This window comes from Polaribacter marinus (assembly GCF_022662535.1).
In the GTDB taxonomy this organism is placed as follows: domain Bacteria; phylum Bacteroidota; class Bacteroidia; order Flavobacteriales; family Flavobacteriaceae; genus Polaribacter; species Polaribacter marinus.
This window is the reverse complement of record NZ_JAKQYM010000009.1, coordinates 84,032-105,500: the sequence shown is the minus strand read 5'-3', so window position 1 is coordinate 105,500 and position 21,469 is coordinate 84,032. Positions and strand designations below refer to the sequence as shown.

20 protein-coding genes are annotated in these 21,469 nt (G+C 28.4%); 14 read left to right on the top strand and 6 right to left on the bottom strand.

Features of this window, described 5'->3' with window-relative positions; all coding sequences use genetic code 11:
* The first annotated feature begins 167 nt into the window (after positions 1-167).
* Genes MC378_RS12375 through MC378_RS12365 form a run of 3 tightly spaced genes read left to right on the top strand, consistent with a single transcriptional unit; the run spans position 168 to position 4,726 of the window.
* Complete coding sequence (locus MC378_RS12375; protein WP_242179076.1) at positions 168-3,050, top strand: TonB-dependent receptor; 2,883 nt, start codon at positions 168-170, stop codon at positions 3,048-3,050.
* 18 nt (positions 3,051-3,068) lie between these two features.
* Positions 3,069-3,908 (top strand): hypothetical protein, encoded by an 840-nt coding sequence (locus tag MC378_RS12370; protein WP_242179075.1) that lies wholly within the window; start codon positions 3,069-3,071, stop codon positions 3,906-3,908.
* Between the two features lie 11 nt (positions 3,909-3,919).
* Entirely contained in the window at positions 3,920-4,726 is an 807-nt protein-coding gene (locus MC378_RS12365; RefSeq protein WP_242179074.1) for a hypothetical protein, read from the top strand.
* An 816-nt stretch (positions 4,727-5,542) separates the two neighbouring features.
* Here the strand turns inward: MC378_RS12365 and MC378_RS12360 are convergent.
* Genes MC378_RS12360 through MC378_RS12345 form a run of 4 tightly spaced genes read right to left on the bottom strand, consistent with a single transcriptional unit; the run spans position 5,543 to position 8,937 of the window.
* Positions 5,543-6,304 (bottom strand): UDP-2,3-diacylglucosamine diphosphatase, encoded by a 762-nt coding sequence (locus tag MC378_RS12360; protein WP_242179073.1) that lies wholly within the window; start codon positions 6,302-6,304, stop codon positions 5,543-5,545.
* A 15-nt stretch (positions 6,305-6,319) separates the two neighbouring features.
* Positions 6,320-7,894 (bottom strand): S41 family peptidase, encoded by a 1,575-nt coding sequence (locus MC378_RS12355; protein ID WP_242179072.1) that lies wholly within the window; start codon positions 7,892-7,894, stop codon positions 6,320-6,322.
* A complete protein-coding gene (locus MC378_RS12350) occupies positions 7,884-8,312 on the bottom strand; it encodes a deoxycytidylate deaminase (protein ID WP_242179071.1) in 429 nt (142 codons plus the stop codon). The genes MC378_RS12355 and MC378_RS12350 overlap by 11 nt, the downstream gene beginning before the upstream one ends.
* A 43-nt stretch (positions 8,313-8,355) precedes the next feature.
* Positions 8,356-8,937 carry a HupE/UreJ family protein gene (locus MC378_RS12345; RefSeq protein ID WP_242179070.1) on the bottom strand — a complete coding sequence of 194 codons (582 nt, stop codon included), beginning with the start codon at positions 8,935-8,937 and terminating at the stop codon, positions 8,356-8,358.
* A gap of 318 nt (positions 8,938-9,255) precedes the next feature.
* Between MC378_RS12345 and MC378_RS12340 the strand changes: the two genes are divergently transcribed.
* The 10 genes from MC378_RS12340 (at position 9,256) to MC378_RS12295 (ending at position 17,693) form a co-directional block, all read left to right on the top strand.
* The gene (locus MC378_RS12340) at positions 9,256-10,470 is read left to right on the top strand and encodes a site-specific integrase (RefSeq protein ID WP_242179069.1); all 1,215 of its coding nucleotides are present in this window, start codon (positions 9,256-9,258) and stop codon (positions 10,468-10,470) included.
* A gap of 24 nt (positions 10,471-10,494) precedes the next feature.
* Positions 10,495-10,764: a hypothetical protein gene (locus tag MC378_RS12335; RefSeq protein WP_242179068.1), complete on the top strand. Its 270-nt coding sequence runs from the start codon at positions 10,495-10,497 to the stop codon at positions 10,762-10,764.
* The gene (locus MC378_RS12330; RefSeq protein WP_242179067.1) at positions 10,764-11,000 is read left to right on the top strand and encodes a hypothetical protein; all 237 of its coding nucleotides are present in this window, start codon (positions 10,764-10,766) and stop codon (positions 10,998-11,000) included. Before MC378_RS12335 ends, MC378_RS12330 begins: the two co-directional genes overlap by 1 nt.
* 157 nt (positions 11,001-11,157) lie before the next feature.
* Positions 11,158-11,958: a hypothetical protein gene (locus tag MC378_RS12325; RefSeq protein WP_242179066.1), complete on the top strand. Its 801-nt coding sequence runs from the start codon at positions 11,158-11,160 to the stop codon at positions 11,956-11,958.
* Positions 11,959-12,107: 149 nt separating this feature from the next.
* A complete protein-coding gene (locus tag MC378_RS12320) occupies positions 12,108-12,569 on the top strand; it encodes a hypothetical protein (protein ID WP_242179065.1) in 462 nt (153 codons plus the stop codon).
* 4 nt (positions 12,570-12,573) lie between these two features.
* Positions 12,574-13,347, top strand: a complete 774-nt coding sequence (locus MC378_RS12315) for an HTTM domain-containing protein (RefSeq protein WP_242179064.1) — start codon at positions 12,574-12,576, stop codon at positions 13,345-13,347.
* Between the two features lie 16 nt (positions 13,348-13,363).
* The gene (locus MC378_RS12310) at positions 13,364-14,656 is read left to right on the top strand and encodes an HlyD family secretion protein (protein ID WP_242179063.1); all 1,293 of its coding nucleotides are present in this window, start codon (positions 13,364-13,366) and stop codon (positions 14,654-14,656) included.
* A 43-nt stretch (positions 14,657-14,699) separates the two neighbouring features.
* Positions 14,700-16,271: a hypothetical protein gene (locus MC378_RS12305; RefSeq protein WP_242179062.1), complete on the top strand. Its 1,572-nt coding sequence runs from the start codon at positions 14,700-14,702 to the stop codon at positions 16,269-16,271.
* Between the two features lie 5 nt (positions 16,272-16,276).
* Positions 16,277-17,272 (top strand): M23 family metallopeptidase, encoded by a 996-nt coding sequence (locus MC378_RS12300; RefSeq protein ID WP_242179061.1) that lies wholly within the window; start codon positions 16,277-16,279, stop codon positions 17,270-17,272.
* Between the two features lie 4 nt (positions 17,273-17,276).
* Positions 17,277-17,693 carry a thiol-disulfide oxidoreductase DCC family protein gene (locus tag MC378_RS12295; protein ID WP_242179060.1) on the top strand — a complete coding sequence of 139 codons (417 nt, stop codon included), beginning with the start codon at positions 17,277-17,279 and terminating at the stop codon, positions 17,691-17,693.
* A 10-nt stretch (positions 17,694-17,703) separates the two neighbouring features.
* Here the strand turns inward: MC378_RS12295 and MC378_RS12290 are convergent, their stop codons facing one another.
* Entirely contained in the window at positions 17,704-19,905 is a 2,202-nt protein-coding gene (locus MC378_RS12290; RefSeq protein ID WP_242179059.1) for a peptidase domain-containing ABC transporter, read from the bottom strand.
* A 140-nt stretch (positions 19,906-20,045) separates the two neighbouring features.
* Between MC378_RS12290 and MC378_RS12285 the strand changes: the two genes are divergently transcribed.
* Entirely contained in the window at positions 20,046-20,852 is an 807-nt protein-coding gene (locus tag MC378_RS12285) for a toxin-antitoxin system YwqK family antitoxin (RefSeq protein ID WP_242179058.1), read from the top strand.
* A 261-nt stretch (positions 20,853-21,113) separates the two neighbouring features.
* Here the strand turns inward: MC378_RS12285 and MC378_RS12280 are convergent, their stop codons facing one another.
* A complete protein-coding gene (locus MC378_RS12280; RefSeq protein WP_242179057.1) occupies positions 21,114-21,347 on the bottom strand; it encodes a helix-turn-helix domain-containing protein in 234 nt (77 codons plus the stop codon).
* Between the last annotated feature and the right edge of the window lie 122 nt (positions 21,348-21,469).

The window sequence follows — 21,469 nt, the reverse complement described above, 5'->3', positions numbered from 1 at the left end:
ATTTTAACAAAATTAATCTGTTAAAAGAAGGTTAAAGGTAAAATCTATGTTTTTTCTATTGTCAGAATGAAAAAAAACAAAGTTTGTTAACTTTTTCTTAACAAAATATTTGTTTTTGTCAGCAAAAAAACAAACATTTGTACTTATTAATCAATAATCTAATTTATATGCAAAACAATAACTTTTCAAAAAGTTTAATTATTGCCTTTTTATTTTTGTTTACACAAGCTATTTCAGCTCAAACAATTAAAGGAAAGGTAGTAAATGCTGATGGCGAAGGAGCGCCTTACATTAATGTTTTAGAAAAAGGAACTACAAATGGAGTTTCAACGGACGAAAACGGAAGTTTTTCTATTACAGTAAAGCAATTACCATCAACATTAGTTTTTTCTTCTCTGGGATTTAAGTCAGTAGAAAAAAAGATCTCGGACACAAAATTCTTTACTATTACTTTAGAAGAAGACAATGTTGCTCTTGATGAAGTAGTTTTAGTGGGGTCTAGAAATAAGAATAGAACAGTTGCTGACACTCCTGTAGCTATTGATATTATCGATATCTCAGAGTTAGTAAGCGCTGGACCACAAGTTAGCATAAATGATATTCTTAATTATGTGGCGCCTTCATTTACTTCTACAACACAAACAATATCTGATGGTACAGATCATATCGATCCTGCTGCTTTAAGAGGCTTAGGTCCTGATCAAGTATTGGTATTGGTAAACGGTAAAAGAAGACACAATACTTCTTTAGTAAATGTAAATAGTACAGTTGGTAGAGGAAGTGTAGGTACAGATATGAATGCGATACCTTCTTTTGCAATCAAAAAAATTGAATTACTAAAAGACGGTGCAGCTGCACAATATGGTTCTGATGCCATTGCAGGTGTAATAAACATTGTTTTAAAAGATAATCAAGGTTTTAGTATTCAGGCAAATGCAAATGCAAATGTTGGAAGTGAAACAAATAACCAACGTGGTGGAATAGACGGTGAAGGATTTCAAATTGATGCTAATTACGGTATCCCTTTATCTGATAAAGGAGGTTTTATAAACTTTACAGGTTCGCTTTCTACAAGAGAACCATCTAGTAGAGCTGGATATGAAGGTTTTTCTGGAGATATCTTTAACGGAGCTAACTCTGTTGAATGGGTAGGTTTTAATAGCGGAAAAGGATCTGATATTACTCAATACTCTTTTTCAGATATTCAATTTTTTGCACAAGGTGTTACACATTTTGATTTGTCATTAAAAAATGATATTCAAAATGCTACATCAATGTCTCAATTACAATCTTTATTAGGTTTAGATACTACAGATGCAGAACTTGAAGCTAGAAACTTAACAAGATCTGACTTTAATATGAGAGTAGGACAGTCTCAATTAAGAAGCGGTCAGTTTTTTGCTAATATGGAATTACCTATAAATGATAACTTCGAAGTATATGCTTTTGGAGGTATGAGTTATAGAAATGGTAATGCAGGTGGTTTCTATAGAACACCAAACCAATCTAGAAACTATACAGGTTTGTATAGAGCTGGTTTCTTACCAGAAATCAATAGTGATGTAAAAGATAAATCTGCTGCAATTGGTATTAGAGGTAAGCAAGGAGATTGGGATGTTGACTTTAGTAATACTTGGGGAGAAAATTCTTTCGGGTACAACATCAGTAATACAGTAAACGCTACTATGTTATCTAGCTCTCCTTTATCTGCAGATGCAGGTGGGTACTCTTTTTCTCAAAACACTACGAATCTTGATGTTAGTAGATTTTATGAAGATACTTTTAAAGGATTAAACGTTGCGTTTGGTGCTGAGTATAGATTAGAAAACTATCAAATAATGCAAGGTCAAGAAGAGTCTTGGGCTACTTATGATATTAATGGAAACATTTGGAATGGTGATGCATCATTACAAGTAACAGATTTCTTTGGAAATGCTAGAGCCGGTGGAATTCAAGTTTTTCCAGGTTTTAGACCAGAAAACGAAAGAAATGCTTATAGAAACAACTATTCAGCGTATGTTGATTTAGAAGCTGATTTTACAGACAAATGGTTAGTTTCAGGAGCTTTACGTTATGAAAACTATAGTGATTTTGGTTCAACTTTAAACTGGAAATTAGCTACTTTATATAAATTAACAGACAATGTTAATGTAAGAGCTGCTGCAAGTACAGGTTTTAGAGCACCATCTTTACAACAACAAAATTTTAACGCTACAAGTACAAACTTTATCAACGGTATACCTAATGAAGTAGGGACTTTCTCTAACGATAGTAGAATTGCTAAGCTTTTAGGAATTCCTCAATTAAAACAAGAAGAGTCTTTTAGTACAAGTTTAGGATTAACTGCAAAGTTCCCAGATGCTAATATTACATTAACTGTAGATGGTTACTTTATTGCAATTGAAGATAGAGTAGTTTTAACAGGTAACTTTTCAAGACCAACTCAAGCAGGAGAACTTCAATCGTTGTTTGACCAAGCAAATGCTACACAAGCAAGATTCTTTTCAAATGCAATTGATACAGAAACTAAAGGTTTAGATATTAACGTATCTCACAGAACACATGTTTTAGGAAATGTTTCTTTAACTACTGATTTAGCTTTTGCTTATTCTCAAACTAAAAAAGTAGATGATGTTCATGCTTCACAACAATTAGCAAGTCAAATAGATACTTACTTTGGAGAAAGAGATCAATATTTCTTAGAATTTGCAACTCCTAGAGTAAAAGGAAGTTTAAGCCACTCTCTTAAAGGAGAAAAATGGTCTATGTTTTTAAGAAACTCTTTCTTTGGTTCTGTTTTCAATCCTGATGGACTTCATGAAGAATTTGGTTCTAAAGTTATTACAGATTTATCTTTTGGTATAAATGTAACAGAAGATTTAACGTTTACATTTGGATCTAGTAACATTTTTGATGTTTATCCAGATAAAACGCCAAATAATTCTAACGAAAACTTAACAAGTAATAATCAGTTTATTTACCCTAGAGTTACTTCTCAGTTTGGTATAAATGGTAGAACAGCGTTTGCTCGTTTAAATTTAAAATTATAATCTAAAAATATTTTCAATATGAAAAAAATTAAAAACATAATTTATATCGCTATTTTATCTTTGCTAGTTGTTTCTTGTGAGGATAATACAGATAGCGTTACAAATCCGGGAGAATTAAACGGAGATAACTTAATCGAGGTAAAAGTTGGTTTAACAGATGATAATTTATCTGCAGAACTGGTTGAAGGTGAAACTACAAGTTTTAGGTTAGAAATGTCTTCTATTCTTGATGGAGAAGTAACAGTTTCTCTGAATGTAACATCTTCAGATGGAGATGCTGAAGCAACATTTCCTACAACACTTACATTTCAAAACGGACAAAGAGCAATGCTTTTTGATGTAACTGCTTTAGACGATGGTATTTCTGAAAGTGAAAAATTTACATTAGAAATTACTAATGTAGAAGTTGATCTTAACACAAACCAAGATTACTATGTGCATTTAGGAGATACAACTAGAACAATCTCTATTAAAGACATTCCAACACCAATTGTTACTACAGTAGGAGATCTCTCTTTTACATTAAATTGGTCTGGAAGTAATGATCTAGACTTCTTTTTATTCGATTCAACTGGGTCGATTGTAGATGTTAGTTGGGCTAGTTCAACAGTTTCTGGAGAGACAGTTACTTTAGCAGGTGCAGCGGCAGACGGAGATTATACGGTAGAAATGTGGGCATGGACAGTTAATGATGCATCTATTGATTATAGTGTAGACGTAGTTGCTCCAACAGAAACACAAATATTCTCTGGTAACTTTTCTGGATTAACTGGTGTTTATGGTTCTCAATTAATTGTACTTGAGGTTAATAAATCAACAGCAGGTGGAACAGTTACTTATACTATTAATCAACTATAAAATTTAATAAGATGAAAAATATATATAAAATAAAATTATTTTTAATAACTCTATTAGTTTTTAGTTCTTGTGCTATAAATGATGATGATCCAGTAACTAATGTAACGAAGGTTACAACTGCTCAGTTAGATAAGGCAGGTGTTGTTGTTACTTCAGGAATTGCTGGAGAAACAGTAAATATTACTCTTTCATCTGTTTTAGATTCAGATACTAAAATTGAATACAATTTAAACGGTTCTGATGAAACGATAATTTTACCAGCAGGTACTTCTAGCTATGCTTTTAACTTTCCAACTGGAACAGGAATTGCAAATGCTATAAAATTAACATCAGCAGCAGGTTTGTATAATAACGTTATTTTAGGAGACGATACTTCTGTAACTTTTATTGGTTTACCAGACCCTTCACCTACAAGTATAGAGCTTTTAGCTTTTAATGAAACAGGTGTAGATAATTTCTGGTTTGGTTTAAGTGAATTTGACCCTAGTGGAAACTGGGTAACAGATTACGATCAAAACTCTGCAGCAGGTCATCCAAGACCAATGTCTATTCCTTTAAATGGAAATGGACTTTTAGGTACAATTCCTAATTCTGCATCTATTGCGCCAAACTATTTAGCGTTAAATTTATTTACTCAAGGTACTGTTCCTAATCCAACAGGTTATACAATTTATATTGTAATGCCTGACGGTTCTTATCAAGTGTTTGAAGGTTCAGTTCCTTCAACTTTTTTCGCAGACAATCCTATAGTAGGAGTTAATGTTGTAGATGATCCAGCAAATCCTGGAATGAAAAAATATACTTTTTCAGCATTATAAAATTTATTTATAATAAGTTATTAAAAAGGATGCGAAAGCATCCTTTTTTTTTTGTTTAATTTTTCAAGCTGAATTTTTAATAACTAAAGGTGGTTGATACGGGGTTTAAAAAGATTTTTAGTTGAGTCTAGAAAATTTAAATTGTTTATTCGAATAAAATATATTGTCAAATAAATTTTACAGCATCATTTTCTTCAAGTATATCAAAATATTTTCCAGAATAAATCATTGTCTTTAGCGGTCTAAATAAAGTGTTTTCTGTTAGGGAGTATATGATGTGTTAAATGAAACGAAATTGCTTTAGATCGCCTATAAATCACTTTTTAGCAAAACATTTAGTTATGTTTCATCATCCGTACAATTTTCTGTAATAAAAGCTTATGAATATTCATCAATGTTAAAAGATTATGTGGCTATTTCCTCAGAAATTTTAAAAGGAATTTCTGAATTTATTTATAAAATAATTTTCTAAAATTGGGATACAGTGCACAAAATCTATGGGAGCATTTTATATGACAATTGGATTTAATTTTTACAAAGAACAGCTTTAAAATTAGGAATAAAAACGAATTATGAACTGGCTACTTATGTTTTAGATAATTACAAATTTGCAATGTTACCAGGGATAATTTTAGTTTTAAAGCACAAGATTTGTTTTTTAGAATTGCGTTTGTTGATTTTGAAGGAGAGAAAGTAATAAAAGCCTATTTAGACAGTAAAAAAAATAGAGAACGCCTTTATAAAAATTCAAACACCAAATGTATGCGATGGTGTAAAAAAAGTACAGGGATTCATAGCCGATTTATAAGTCTTGAATTAATATTTTTTAAGAGAAAGCTTTTCATTAGAAAACTCTCCGTAAGTATAATACTGAATCCAATCACCTAAATTGATATAAGTAGAGTTCTCTTGTAGTTTAATATCTAAGGGCAAATGTCTGTGGCCAAAAACAAAAAAATCAAAATGTTTTTCAGAGAGTCTTTTTTTACAATATTGAACCAACCATTCATTTTCTTCTCCTAAAAATTTAGCATCTTCATCTCCAGAAATTAACTTGTTTTTTACAGACATATATTGTCCGAGTTTAACACCTATATCTGGGTGTAACCATTTAAACATCCATTTAAATAATGGAAAAGTAAAGACTTTTTTCATGCGTTTGTATCCTTTGTCTCCAGGACCCAAACCATCACCATGACCAATTAAAAACTTTTTATTATTAATTAAGAACTCTTGAGGTTTATGAAAAACAGGGATATTTAGTTCTTTTTCAAAATAATCATTCATCCATAAATCATGATTACCAACAAAAAAATAAATAGGAATTCCAGCATCTTTAATTTCTGCTAGTTTTCCTAAAACTCTAACAAATCCTTTTGGAACTACGGTTTTGTACTCAAACCAAAAATCAAACAAATCACCTAAAATGAAAATGGCTTCTGCGTCTTTTTTTACTTCATTTAACCAAGCAACAAACTTTTTTTCACGAGGAAAACTGGCTTCTTGAGTTGGGGCACCTAAATGCTGGTCTGAGGCAAAATAGACTTTTTTATTTGCTGAAGTTGTAATTGTAATCATTGGTACAAAGAAACGTTATTCCTTTTTAGTTTCCAACTCTAAAACTTTTTGAATCATTTTATCATCTAGATGCATGATTCTGTAATAACCGATATCTCCAAAGAGTGCGTTTGCTATAGATGCTTTCAAGTATTTTTTGATATTCTTTTTAGTTTTTAAAGAAGGTTCAGCTTTGTTTTTTATTTCTGATAAAAATTTATTAAAAACAGCGTCATCTTTGTCAAAATTAACAACAAAATCTGCAATTGCCCATTTTGTTAATGCTTTTCGGTTATTATCTACATAGTCAAAAGCAAAGTTGTTAATGGAATTAAAATAGTAACTAGCCATGTAAGAAGTAGTGTCTATTGCTACAAATACATCTGGAATAATACCTCCACCCCCGTAAACAATTTTGCCTTTTGGAGTGGTGTATTTTAGAGAATCTACTACTTTTATACTGTCTTTACTTAGTAACTCTCCACTATTAATTCTTTGCTGATATTCTCTATAATAACTTTTATTTCCTTTATGATCATAAGGCTTTTGAATTGAGCGACCTGTAGGTGTGTAATATCGAGCAGTTGTTAAACGAACAGCAGATCCATCACCTAAATCCATTTCTATTTGTACCAAACCTTTACCAAAAGAACGTCGTCCAATAATAGTTCCTTTATCATTGTCTTGTAAAGCGCCTGCTACAATTTCTGATGCAGACGCAGAATTTTCGTCGATTAAAACATACAATCCTCCTTTTTCAAAATCGCCTCTTGAGGTGGCAAAAGATTCTTCGACTTGATCTTTATTGTTTTTGGTAAAAACAATTAGTTTATCGTCTTCTAAAAATTCGTCAACAATACTATTAGCAATGTCTACAAATCCGCCACCATTTCCACGTAAATCTAGTACTAAATCTGTCATTCCATCATCTATTAAATTAGACAAAGAAGATTTGAATTCAGAATAGGTATTTCTTGCAAAACGATCTAGTTTAATATAGCCAACACTATCATTAATCATATAGGCTAAATCTACACTTTTAATATTTACTTTTCCTCTAGTTACATCAACAGTAAAAAGAGAATCGTTGGTTTTTCTATAAATTTGAAGCGCAACTTTGGTATTTGGTTTTCCTTTTAAGTAAGAAGGAACGTTATCACTAATTATTTTTTCACCAAAAAGGGTGTCTTTATTTGCCATTAAAATTCTGTCTCCAGCTTTCACTCCAGCTTTAATACTAGGCCCTCCTTTAATTGGTTGAATAACGGTAATAGAATCGTTAATCATTCTAAACTGAACACCGATTCCAACAAAATTACCCTGCATATTTTCTGTAACAGCTTGTAAATTTTCTTTAGGAATATATACAGAATGTGGATCGAGTTTGCCCAACATTTGTGTAATTGCTCCGTCTAAAAGGCTATCTGTATTTACCTTATCTACGTAATCTCTTTCAATAAAATTGATAAGTCTTTTTACTTTTAACTCTTGTGAAGAGGTTTTAGATAAAGACAATATATTTGTAGAACTTCCGCCAAAAGAAGCCCCAATTAAAACACCAAGAACCACTGCTAAAGAGAAGTAAATTGGAAGATTATTCTTATTTTTCATTTGGTAAATACTTAATTTCTACACCAGCTTTTTCTAAAAAATCTATTCCAGAAGTGTCTTTGTATGCGTTTGCGTAAACTACTCTTTTTATCCCTGCTTGATGAATTAATTTACTACACTGCGTACAAGGTGATAAGGTAATATATAAAGTAGCTCCTTTTGCCGATTGTGTAGAAGAGGCCACTTTTAAAATAGCATTTGCTTCTGCATGTAAAACTTCCCATTTTGTAACTCCTTCATCATCTTCACAACAGTTGTCAAAACCAGTAGGAGTTCCGTTAAATCCATCAGAAATAATCATTCTGTCTTTTACAATTAAAGCGCCAACTTGCTTGCGTTTGCAATGAGATAATTTTCCCCATTCAAAAGCCATTTTTAAGTAAGCTTTATCATATTTTAATTGTTTTTTTTCTGTCATAAAACGAAAGTAAAAATATTTGTAGAAATACCAAGTTAATTATTTACCAAAAGACCCTATCTAGCATCATTTGAATTGAAAAACCAATAACAATTGATGAACAAACAAGAATCCAATCTCTTCTGGTCACTTTAAAGAAATTTTGAAGAATTGTACCTATAATTAAAATTCCTAATACAATAATTATTTGTGCTGCCTCTATACCTAAGGCAAATTCTATTAAAGGAAATAATTTGTCTTCTTCTTTACCAATCATCATTTTAAAATAATTAGAAAAACCAAGTCCATGAATTAGTCCAAATAAAAGGGCAAATAGTAAGTTTATATTATCTTTTCCGTTTGATGCTTTTTTTGCATAAAGAATGTTAATTACACCTGTAATAAAAATGGTAACAGGAATTAAGAATTCAATTAAATTCATTTTAATTTTTAGAATTCCGTAAGCAGACAAAGCTAAGGTTACAGAATGACCAACTGTAAAGAGTGTGACAAGCCATAATACTTTTTTCCATTGATTAAAGTTAAAAACTACGGCTAAAACAATTAGAAATAAAATATGATCATATGCAGAAAAATCTAGCACATGGTTTAAGCCCATTTTAAAGTAAAGAATAAAATCATCCATTTTTTGAAAATAATTTAGAAGAAGTTCAAAGATATTAAAAAAGAAAAAACCTCAACAAGTTTGTTGAGGTTTTGTACTCAAGGTGGGAATCGAACCCACACTCCCGAAAGAACTGGATTTTGAATCCAGTTTTAAATGGTTTGATTTGTATCTATCTGTGCTGATTTTCAAATTATTACCTTTATTTTTAAGGATTTTTAAATGTATATAAAACCTTATAAAATTAGCTTTTGTTTGACCTATGTTTGACCTAAAAGTGTTATTTTTGCTATAGAACCCTTATTTACAACATATTAAAAATATACAATTTTTCATATAATGGCATCAAGCATAAGATTAATACTTCGTAAAAAACCTAATAAAGAAGGACTATTTCCTTTAATGATTAGGATTGTAAAAAATAGAAAATCTAACGTTATTTACACTGGGCACTATATCGAATCTCATCATTGGGATGAGGTAGAGAGAAAAATAAAAAAATCTCACCCAAATTCTGTAAGATTAAATAACATGCTTGTTAAAAAATTAGCTGAAGCTAGTGATACTGTAATTGAGCTACAAACAACTCACAAAGAGTTTTCTTCCAAACAAATTAAAAAACAGATTGTAAAACCTAATGAAGAAGAAAGTTTTAATACGATTAGTAAAAACTTTTTATTAGAGCTTGAAGCTAATAAAAAGTTAACACGTTTAGGTTCAGATAAACCAAGAATAAATCACGTTATTAATTTTGCAGGTTCAGATAATTTATCCTTTAGAGAAATAAACGAAGATTTTTTAAAAGACTTTATAACATACCTTAAAGTAAAACGAAAAAATTCACCACGTTCGATAACAAATAATCTTGTGGTTATAAGAACACTATTTAATATAGCTATTCGAAAGGGGATAGTTGATAGTAAATTATATCCTTTTGGTAAAGGTAAAATTAGAATTAAGTTTCCAGAAACAGAAAAGGTAGGCTTGTCACCAGATGAAGTGAAAAAGATAGCATCTTTAAATAATCTCACTGAACATGAATTGCATGCAAGAAATGTTTGGCTGTTTAGTTTCTATCTAGCAGGAATGAGAGTAGCAGATGTATTAAAAATAAAATGGAGTGATATTTATGATGAAAGATTGCATTACAGAATGAATAAAAATGACAAACTATTATCATTAAAACTTCCAAATAAAGTTTTACCGATTATTGAAAGCTATAAAGAACAAAAATTGAATGACAATGATTTTATTTTTCCAGAACTAAAAAAAGCGAATCTAAAAAGTGAAAAAGATATATTAGCCAAAACAAAAACAGCAAATAAAAAATTTAATAAGTATTTAGAAAAGATTGCCGAAAAAGCAGGATTATATAAAAAACTGACGATGCACATCGCAAGGCATACTTTTGGTAATATTTCGGGAGATAAAATTCCCATTCAAATGTTACAGAAATTATATAGACACTCATCAATTACTACGACTATCAACTATCAGTCTAACTTTGTGCATAAAGATACGGACGATGCTTTGGATAAAGTAATAGATTTTTAAATAATAATTTTTTATATTTAACCTATGGAAGTTATTTGTTTACATGATGAAGCGTTTTACCAACTCATAGAGGAAGTCGTTGATAGAATAAAAGAAAAACAAAATATTACTGAGGATAAATGGATTTCTCCAGAACGAGCGATGGAAATTTTAAACATTAAAAGCAAGACCACACTTCAGAAACTAAGAGATGATGGAAGTATTACCTTCACACAACCACAAAAGAAAATCATCTTGTATGATAACAATTCCATTTTGAAATATCTTAATAATCACACTAAAAAAACATTCTAATGGAAAAAGAAAACCCAAAATACATCAAAGGATTTAATCACGCTTATCTATTAGTAAAATACAAACCTGAAATAATTAAAAGCCTTACTAATATCAAAACCCAAAATGACTATATCCAAGGTTTAAAAGACGGAAATGATATTTTTGAACAAAGTAGAATAAAATCAAGATTATATGATTTACGTCAGTTGGAAACTAAAAGAGACAAAGACCATGACTTAGATTTGAAAAGATAATTTTAATATTATTGTTGAAAATAAGCTAAATTGAGTAGTGGCTATTCATCTAAATTAGAGGTATTTAATAGAATTAAAATTATTCTTGTTTATTATTTTAATTTTATTATTTTTGATTTTTAAAAATTGTTGTCTCCTTCTTAAAATAAATATATCTATGAAAAAAATTAACTTAAAAGAATTAGAAGAAATATTAGATTCAAAAAATATCCATGGATTCCTGAATCAAAAAGGAGGAATGCTTTTGAACAATAATCAAGATCTGGAAGATTTCTATGAATATCTAGATGGAGGCGAAGCACTTGGACATGGTATTGCTCAGGTAGGTGGATATTTAGCAGCAAATGTTGCTGGTGAAATTGCAGGAGCATATAATTTTGTCGGTAATGCGTTTGACTTCCTTGGTTATGCTGACCATGTAACAGATAATATTTTTGGAGTCGAAGACCATGACCATGATGTATGGATTCATGGAGCTAATATGTTTGATGAAGCAGGTGATTTATTTGACGCTATAGGTGATTTCGCCCAATTAATTGCAGATTATGGGTATAATGATGGAGATGCGGATAATATACTTGCAGAATATGCTGCAATTGAAAATGCTGCTAATAATCTTGCTCTTGCTGTAGAAGAAAATGTTTCGGAAGCAGTTGATTATGCAGCTAATGTTGCTAATAATGTAGCAGATGCTGTAGGAAACGCAGCTGGTTTAGCAGCAGATGCTGTAGGAAACGTTGTAGACGCTGTAGGAGACGCAGCAAATTTAGCAGCAGATGCTGTGGTAGATATAGTAGGTGGAGGTCAAGATGAAATTTATGATATGAATGATTTTTATGATGACTACAACGGTGCGCCAGATTTTGATTATTTTGGAGGAAATGGGTATGGAGATGACGCGGATGCGCTTATTGATTTTATAGCTGATGAATATGATGCTACTGGCTCTTGGGTCTAGTATCTTAACCGAGATTATATTAAAGATAAAATTTATTATTTTGTAACTCTAAAAAAATGGGTATTTCTTCACTATTATCTGTTACATTTATATCCATTTACCTTATTTGGATATTGTGTACTATTTCTAAACAGCTCTTTAACAAAAAAATGCCTAAAAAAATAAATGATTTTTGTTCTATGGGTTTTTCGTTTTTCTTTCCTGTATTTACTTTGTTTGCCCCTAGACCTGCAAATTCAGATTATCATATAACTTACAGATACCTTAATGGAGATAATAATTTAAAAAATATCGAATATAACAACAAGAGAAGCATAACAAATATCCTATGGAATCCTAGCTTAAGATATCAAAAAGTTATAATTAGTGCTATAAGAAATATGGATGAAATTAGAAGAAATCTAAGGAAAAAAGATATTGAAAGAAAAAAAATAAATAGAATCGTTTTTGGGTCAAAGTCTTTTGAACTGATAAAAAAAGTTGTTCTGTTAGATGTCAAGAAAAACGAAGACTTAAAAAGAGGAGAATTTCAGATTGTTATATTTAAATCTTTTTATGAAAAAAATGAAGTTAAATTTATTCCTCACTTAATACATACATTCACAATTTAACTTCATGGGTATTAAAGATTGTGCCATATTAACCTCACTGATAATTAATTTCTCTGTTGTTTTAGATGCTTCAGAAACTCTCTATAGAAGAAACCAATACAAGAATGACTCCTTATTGTCATTCAAATCATTATCGTTTTTAACAAAATACAATTTAATTCAAAAGTTTTTTTTAATTGATAATTTTATAGCAACAAATATTTTTAAATTAATTATAGGATTCATTGGTTTGTTTTACTTTTCACCTTATATACTTACAATAGTTTTGTTCCTTCAATTAATATCATTTATTAGACATAAATCTGCAAACTCTGCTGCAGATCAAATGCAAATAATAATTCTTTTCGGAATAACAATCTTTGCTTATGATGTTAATAGTGTTGTTAATCAAGCTAGTATTTATTTTATAGCAGTTCAATCGACTATTTCATATGTTACTGCTGGCTATCATAAAATAACTTCTCCAGTTTGGAGAAGTGGAAATGCGATTCTTCAAGTTATGGGTACAGACACTTATGGGCATATTCCATTTCGTGATTTTTTATTTAGGAACAGGTTAATAGTGTATCTTCTTGCATGGGGTACTATTTTATTAGATTTTTTCTTTTTTCTTGCTTTAATATCTCCTGTTATTGCCATGATATTTATAGCCTTAGGAACTTTGTTTCATATTGCAAATGCTTATTTTATGGGGTTAAATAGTTTTCTATATGTATTTCCTGCTAGTTATCCATGTATATTATATACTTCTATAGTAATATTTAATTTCCTTTTTTGATTCTAATTTATAAGTAATGAAAAAAGAAATAAATAACAACTCGCATGAATTAAATGATATAATTGAACGCTTCCCAAGTAGTTTTAATTCTATATTACTTTATTTATTAATACTTGTAATTATACTATCAATAGCATTGAGTTATATTATTGAATCTCCAGATATTATAAAAGGGTATGCTGAATTAAATTCAACTAATCCTATTGCCGAACTTTCGTTTAGAAACAATGGAAGAGTTAAGTATCTGATTGATTCATCAAAAAAAGAAGTTTTTAAGGGTGAGTATCTTGTTATTATAGAGAATTCTGGGTCTTTTTTACAAATTAAAAAAATAAAAAACTTATTGGAGCAAAGCATCAATATTACCAATATTGAAAAAAATTATAAACTCTTTGAAGAGCTAATTACTGACAATAATTTAGGCGATATTCAAATATCAGCTTCTAATCTTTTTGCTAATTTAAATAAATATATAAAAGCCTTAAACTCGAAAGAGTATTTAAAACAAAGAGAAATAATCTTAAATCAAGTTTCTTACTATAGAAAAATATTAAAGGACAGAACATTACTATATTTTATTAATAATAAAAGGTTTAAGTATTCGACCGAACTAATGACAATGAACGACAGCTTGTATTCTAAAGATGTTATTTCTAAAGCAAAACTATTAGAGAAAAAGAGATCTTACTTAAAAGAAGAAGAAGAAGTGATTTCAAATAAAATTATAAAAAACACAACAGAACTTAAAATTACTGAACTTGAACATCAGATAATAAAATTAGAAATTGAAAATGAAGAAAAGTTAAAGATAATAATTCTTGAAATTGAGTTGGTCCGTAAAAACCTTCTTAATGAAATAGATAGATGGGAGCTAAATTATATTATAAAAGCCCCTTATAATGGAACTGTAGAGCGTTTGAACTTTGTTCCAAATGGCTCATATGTCAATGCAGGAAGGCCAATGTTATCAGTCATTCCCAATGATAGAGAAATAAATTGTAATGCTTTTGTGCCAATAAAAGGAGCTGGAAAACTTAAAGAAGGTCAGAATGTTAAAATAAAATTAAAATCATATCCTTACCAAGAATTTGGTTACATAAAAGGGATTGTAAGTTCTATTTCTTCTGTCCCTAGTAATAATCAATATATTATTAGCATAAAGTTAGAGAACGATACCATTACAAATACAGGTGTCCAACTCTCGCTTTCTAATAAACTCGAAGGGGATTTAGAGGTAATAACTGAAAAAAGAAAGCTCATTGAACGGTTATTTATAAAGCTAAAGTATTTATTTGAACCTAATTCTTAGTGATTTTAATTAGGAATTAACTTAGTTAAAGATTGAAATTTTTATGAAAAAAAACTTACCAAGTATTATTTATGAATTTATTAATGAGTATTACTCAGAAGAACAAAATATATATTTAGTTGGAAGTTCAAGATTAGAATTAAATAATGAAAGCGATATAGACTTATTAATAGTTTCAAAAAATATAATATTATTTGAAGAAACGAAATTATTATATAAAGATTATTTATTTCATATACTTATTTTGCCTCATAATAATTTACTAGGCGTCTTTTCTAATCAAATTAATAAGAGAGGAAGTTTATATAATATATTTTCTAACCCAATAGTTATTCGATCAAAATCAAATTACCCCAAATTAATATCTACTTTGTTTACTTATAATCATTATAAAATGAATAAATACAAATCACTACTTAAAAGAAGGTCAGTTATAACTGGGCTTTTAAATCTATTAAAAGAAGAAAAATCACAAGAAAAATTTCTTTTTATTTACAATCAGATATTTAAACTATTGGTAGATATAAAGATTAACTCTTCAAAAAAGTTCCCTGACTATAATTTGATCGAAAAAGGAGTTATTAAATCTGTAAGAGGTTTAAAAGATAATGTTTTGGAAAAAAATTACCTGATAAGTAAAGAGTTCTTAATAGATGATGATAAAAGTAAAGTGATAAATTTTGTAACCGAAGAGTTTAATAAATATGGAGGAGAGTTGAAAAATTACTCTTCACGTGACATCCTTATGGATACTATGAGGGATTCTCTCGTTATCCAAATAAAACTTCGAAAACTAAATGTAAAGAGTATTAACGCTTTTTTAGCTCATGACATTTTTCACTCTTTATCAGAAATAGCAAAAAAGCATAATAGCTATTTTACTTTTCATCCAGATAATGACATATACCAACCTGGGATATATTTAATTATTAATGAAAGTAATAAAGTTATTAAAAGTGATATATTACCAAAATTAAATGAACTAAGTTTTTTAAAATCCTATCAAAACACTGGTGTTTTTATAAACTACCCATTTAATTTAAATATTGATGAAGGTGTAGAATTTGGCGGAAAAGAGAATTATTTTTTAATTCAAAATTGTTTAAAAAGATTTTCTGAAATTCAATTAGCTAAAAGAGAAGTTTCTAATAATACATTTTATATAACCATTGCTTATATAGCTATTTTTCTGTGGAAGTATCATGCAAAAAACAAACAAAAATTCAACAAACAAATTGATGATTACTTTATATATCACAAGAAATTGTTATTCAAAAAATTTGGAAAATCACAAATCGTAAATCATCTTGAAAAAAGAATTGATAAAGAAACAAATCATTGGATTAAAAAAAACCAAGAAGCAATATCTACCTTCTTTGATAGTTCTTTCTCTAATTATAATTTTGGAGACTGGGAAAATATTAAACAAATCCCATTAGACGATATCAATTTCATAGTTGAAAATAAATCAAAACTTGTATTCGATGAAAAATTAGATTATTTTGAGTTTAACTTTATAAAAGAAATACTTAACTTGTCATTTTTTAGACTTCACGAAAGAGTGCTTCTTTTTAAAATTATTATTTCAATATTTAAAATTGAGAAGACAAGTTAATAATTATGACATATAAAATATTTATTAAATTAATAGTCCCTATTTTAATACTCTTTTTTTCATGTAAAAATTATGATTATACATTATGTGAAAACCTAAAAAAAGATTATAATTTTCACATTACCCGTATTTTTAAGAATTTTAACGAAGACAACAATGAAAAAACATATGATTTATTTTCTAGAGAATTTCAGGATAAAATAAGTAAAAATGAAATCGTTGCTTTCTTAAATCAATTAAATTATAAGTATGGAAAGTTTAATAGTTTTAAGAAAGTTTATGAAAATAAAAGAGGCATTGTTTATGATATTTATTTTGAAAAATCGGTAAGACAATTACTTATTAAAACAGAAAATAAAGAATGTAAAATTGAAACATTTTTAATAAAAAAAAGTATAAGACCAAAAGTTAGCCTATCAAAACTATCATTACCGTTTGATTCCGTCTGGTATACTCATTGGGGAGGAAACACATATGAAAATAATTATCATATAAAGTCTATTCAACAACAAGGGGCTTTTGATTTTTCTATTAAAAATAATAAAGGGAAAACATATAAAAATAAAGGTTTTAATAATTCAGATTATTTCTCTTGGGGGAGAAATATTCTTTCTCCATGTGATGGTGTAATTATAGAAACTGTGGATGGAATTAAGGACAACAACCCTAGAGAAATAAATAATAACTCACCTAAGGGGAACTATATATTGATGAAATGTAAAAAAATAGATAATGAATTTATTTTGATGTCTCACTTTATGAAAGGTTCTTTAAGAGTAAAAAAAGGCGATAAGGTCTTAAGAAAAGAATTAATAGCTAAATGCGGGAACTCTGGAAGGACTACAGAACCTCATTTACATTTTCATATTCAAAACACAACCGTAGATTCAACATCAATTGGTTTAATAGCTAAATTTGACAGCATATATCTTAATAGGAAAGAGAAAATTACTAAGAATTATACTCCTTTAAAAGGAGATTTTGTAGAAAATAAAGATTAAACTTATGAAGATAATATTATTTGATGATGTATGTAATCTATGCAACTCAACAGTGAAATTTATTATAAAAAGAGATTCAAAAGACATTTTTAAATTTGCTTCTTTAGAATCTGATTATGGAATAAATCTAAAAAAAAAGTTTAACATTAGAATTAAGGAAAAATCTACTTTAATACTAGTAGAAAATGATTCTTTTCATATTGAATCTACAGCTGTAATAAACATTTTTAAAGAATTAAGAAACTATTGGTGGATAAAATATTTCTCTATTATTCCCAAAACTTTAAGGGATTATATGTATTGGTTTATTTCAAGAAATAGATATAATTTATTTGGAAAAACTAACAAAAATGGAAGTTGTTTAATTCCTAGTGAAGATGTCAAAAAAAAATTTTTGAATTCTGACTTCAAGGAACTATAAACCTGTCTAATTAATTAAGGTTTTCTCTATTATTACCAGAAAATAATTGATAGTATCCTTTTTTATGTTTCATAAGTAAATTATGATTCCCTACTTCTGAAACTCTACCGTGTTTTAAAAATATAATTTTGTCTGCCTTGATAACAAGGTCAGGTTTATGTGAAATAAAAACTATTGTTCTTCCTTCTTCATTTTCAAAAATATTATTTAATATAAATTTTTCATTATTAGGGTCTAAAGCATTTGTAGCTTCATCTAAAAATAAGTACTCTGATTTTTTATATAAACCCCTCGCTAATAACACCCTCTGCTGCTGCCCTCTGCTTAGTGCCTTTCCTTGCTCTCCAACGTTAGTATTGTAACCTTTAGGTAAAATTTCAATTTCTTTTTTTAAGTTTACCTTCTCAATTATTTTATGAAAACGATTCTCATCAAAATCATCTTTATCTAATATTATGTTATTTAAAATGGTATCATTGAAAAGCATACTTTCTTGAGTTATGGCACTTATTTTTTCCCTCCAAATATTTAAGTTCGCACTATTAATACTATTAAAACCAAGATTGATTTCCCCAGATAAAGGTCTGTATATACGCATTAATATTTTTAACAAAGTTGATTTTCCTGATCCACTTTCACCTACAATAGCAGTTATTTTTCCCTTACGGATATCTAAAGTGACTTTATTTAAAATAGCTCTACTATTCATACTATATTTAAAAGTTACATCTCTTAGAATTATTGTTCTATCTTTTGGAAAGGTGAGTTTTGTGTTTTCTAAATTAGAATTACTTGTTTCTACTTTCAAGAGATTGACTTCATTTATTCTTAGAAAGCTAATATGAGCTAATTGAAAAGAATTAATAAAGTTTATTATTTCATTTACTGGCCCTTTGAGTTGACCAATTATATATTGAATCGAGACAAGCATTCCCAAAGTCATTTCATTATTAATAACTGCTATGGCAGTAATAAAAATTAATAATAAATCTCTCATTGAACTGATAAACCCAGCCCCTAATTGTTGAAGTTGTTCAACATTTAAAAGTCTAAAATTAACATGATAAAGTTTTACTTCCGTTTTTTCCCATTTCCATCTAGTAAGTCTTTCATAATTATTATTCTTTATATCTAAAATATTTCCAAACATTTCTATCCAGTGTCCTTGAGTCTCGCCCATTAATTTAAAATAATCAGAATCGATGTTCTTTCTGATATTCCAAAACATTAGAACCCATAGAATATAGATTAAGCTTCCTATTAGAAAGATTAAAAGGAGAATAGGTTTATACAGAAATAAAATAAAGCCAAAAATAATTATACTTAGTATAGCCAAGACCATATTAAATGCTGAATGCATTAAGAATGTTTCTATTCTTTGATAATCTCTTACTCTTTGAATAACATCGCCAATGACGCTCTTTTCTAAATAAATTGTAGGGAGTTTAAGAAACTTTATTAGGTAATTTGATAATAAAGAGATTTTAACTCTTGATGAAATATGCATTGCCATAGATTTTCTAATCCATGTGCCTGCACTTGTACTAATTATTAGGACAAGGTTAGCAACTAATAGCGTGTAAATTAGCTTAATATCACCACTCAATATTCCAATATCTACAACAGCCTGGGTTATAAAAGGAAAAGCTGATTGTAACATTGTAATTATTATAATTACAAATAATAATTGTATAGATTGTTTCTTATATGGTTTTAATAAAGAAATTAAAAATTTTAATGTAGACATCATCGAAACCTTTAAATTCTTATTTCTTTTTTCTCCACTAAAAGAATCTGTTGCTTCCAATATAATTACAATTCCTAAATTTTTAGTGTTATTTTTTTTACATTGCTCAATAAATTTTTCCTTTGAGTATTTAACTAACCCTTTTGCAGGGTCAGATATGTATATATTAGATTTCGTCACCCTGTATAAAACTACAAAATGCTCTTGAATTAACATGATACATGGAAGAACTAGCCTCTCTTTTAAGTCTTTATAAGAAATATCAGTTTTTATAGTTTTAAAACCAATTTGTTCAGCAGCTTTACACAAATCTCCAACAGAAACACCTTCATTAGAAAAATTACAAATATCACGCAAATTATCTATAGGAATATATTTACCATAGTATTTAGATACTATTTGTAAGCAAGTAGGACCACAGTCCATTTTGTTCAATTGAGTATAAAAAGGAAACTTTTTTAACATAAAATCTTTTTAACAAATATATGTTTAATTTTTAGTAGATACCTTCATCTATATTCGTATAACAAAATACTACCTCAAAACTAAAAAATATTTATATATTTACTTCTCATACTTTTTATGAAAAGTAAATTATAATTTCAATGTTTTATATAAAAAAAAGTGCTCTATTTTTATTACTATTTCATTCTATCTTAACTTTCTCGCAAAGAGATTCAATAGTTAATTATTTAGACAATACTTATCGTTTAATAGAAAAAGACAAGGCTAGTTACACACAAACAATTGTTAAGAAAAGTAAAGGTTGGTTAAGAACTGTTTATAAGAGGGATGGAAATATTAAATTTCAAGGAATTTATAAAACAAAAAAGACTAAACTAAAGACAGGAAACTTTAAGCAATATAATGAAAATGGGAAAATAAAATCAATAACCAGTTTCAACGAAAAAGGGAAAAAAGATGGGATATATTATTATTTTAATAATTTAGGAGAAGTTATAACAAAAGGATATTATAAAAACGATAAAAGAGAAGGTGTTTGGAAGTATTCTGATGAAAATAAAAATAATAGAGCAAGAATAATTTTTAAAAAAGGTAAGGTTGTTACTTATAAATTATGGGATGAAAATGGAGAAGAATTTAATGAAAAATTGATACTATGGAAACAGCCAAAATTCAAAGGGGGATTTAAAACATTTAAAAAGATGTTAATAAAACATTTAAAAAAGAATAATTTAAAAACAAATTTCATTGTTAAATGTCATATAAATGAGGATGGAGATGTTGTTAATTTATCCATAGTTCCAGAACTTGAAAGGGAACATGAGAAAATAATAATTAGCTTTTTTAAAACAATAAAAGATATTGAACCAGCTATATTGGCTAATAGAAAAGTTAAATATACAGTTGAATTACCAATCCTGTTAGAGAAAGATCCTAATTACAAATAAAATTTACGCTACTCTTTTAAGAATTCGTCTAACGTCAATTTAACTATCTTTAAAACCGTGATTAATGGTACCCCATTTTTTTCTAATTCCCTATATTTTTTCTACTTATTTCAGACAGGTTAATAATAGTTTTATTAGGATTTTTTGTTTATGATAAAGGTTATTAATTAAAAATCAACCTCTCATATAGGGGGTGAAAAAATGCTATGAAAAGAAAGTGCAAGAATGCACTATTTTCAATTAAAAGATACTGAACGTATTTCACATCCCCTTGAAAAAATCCTCCAAAGAAATATCCATTACTTTTAGAATTTTCACAATCGAGCTAAAACGCAGATCACTCCCATTTTCATAACGTCCATATTGTGCTCTCGGAATTCTATGCTCAAAAGCAAACTGTTCATAATTCGTATAACCTTTTGATATTCTCAATTCTCGGAATCTTTTTCCGAGTTTTTCCTGTTCTTCTTTTATAAAATCTTCTTGATTTGCCATATACAAATAAAGAATAGTTCATCTGATTATGTTACTACTAATAAATTACTACTATTAAGTAGTTTTTATAAAATTGTTTACTTATTTTTGGCTTGGCTCATTTTTAACGAACGCCTGTGGGT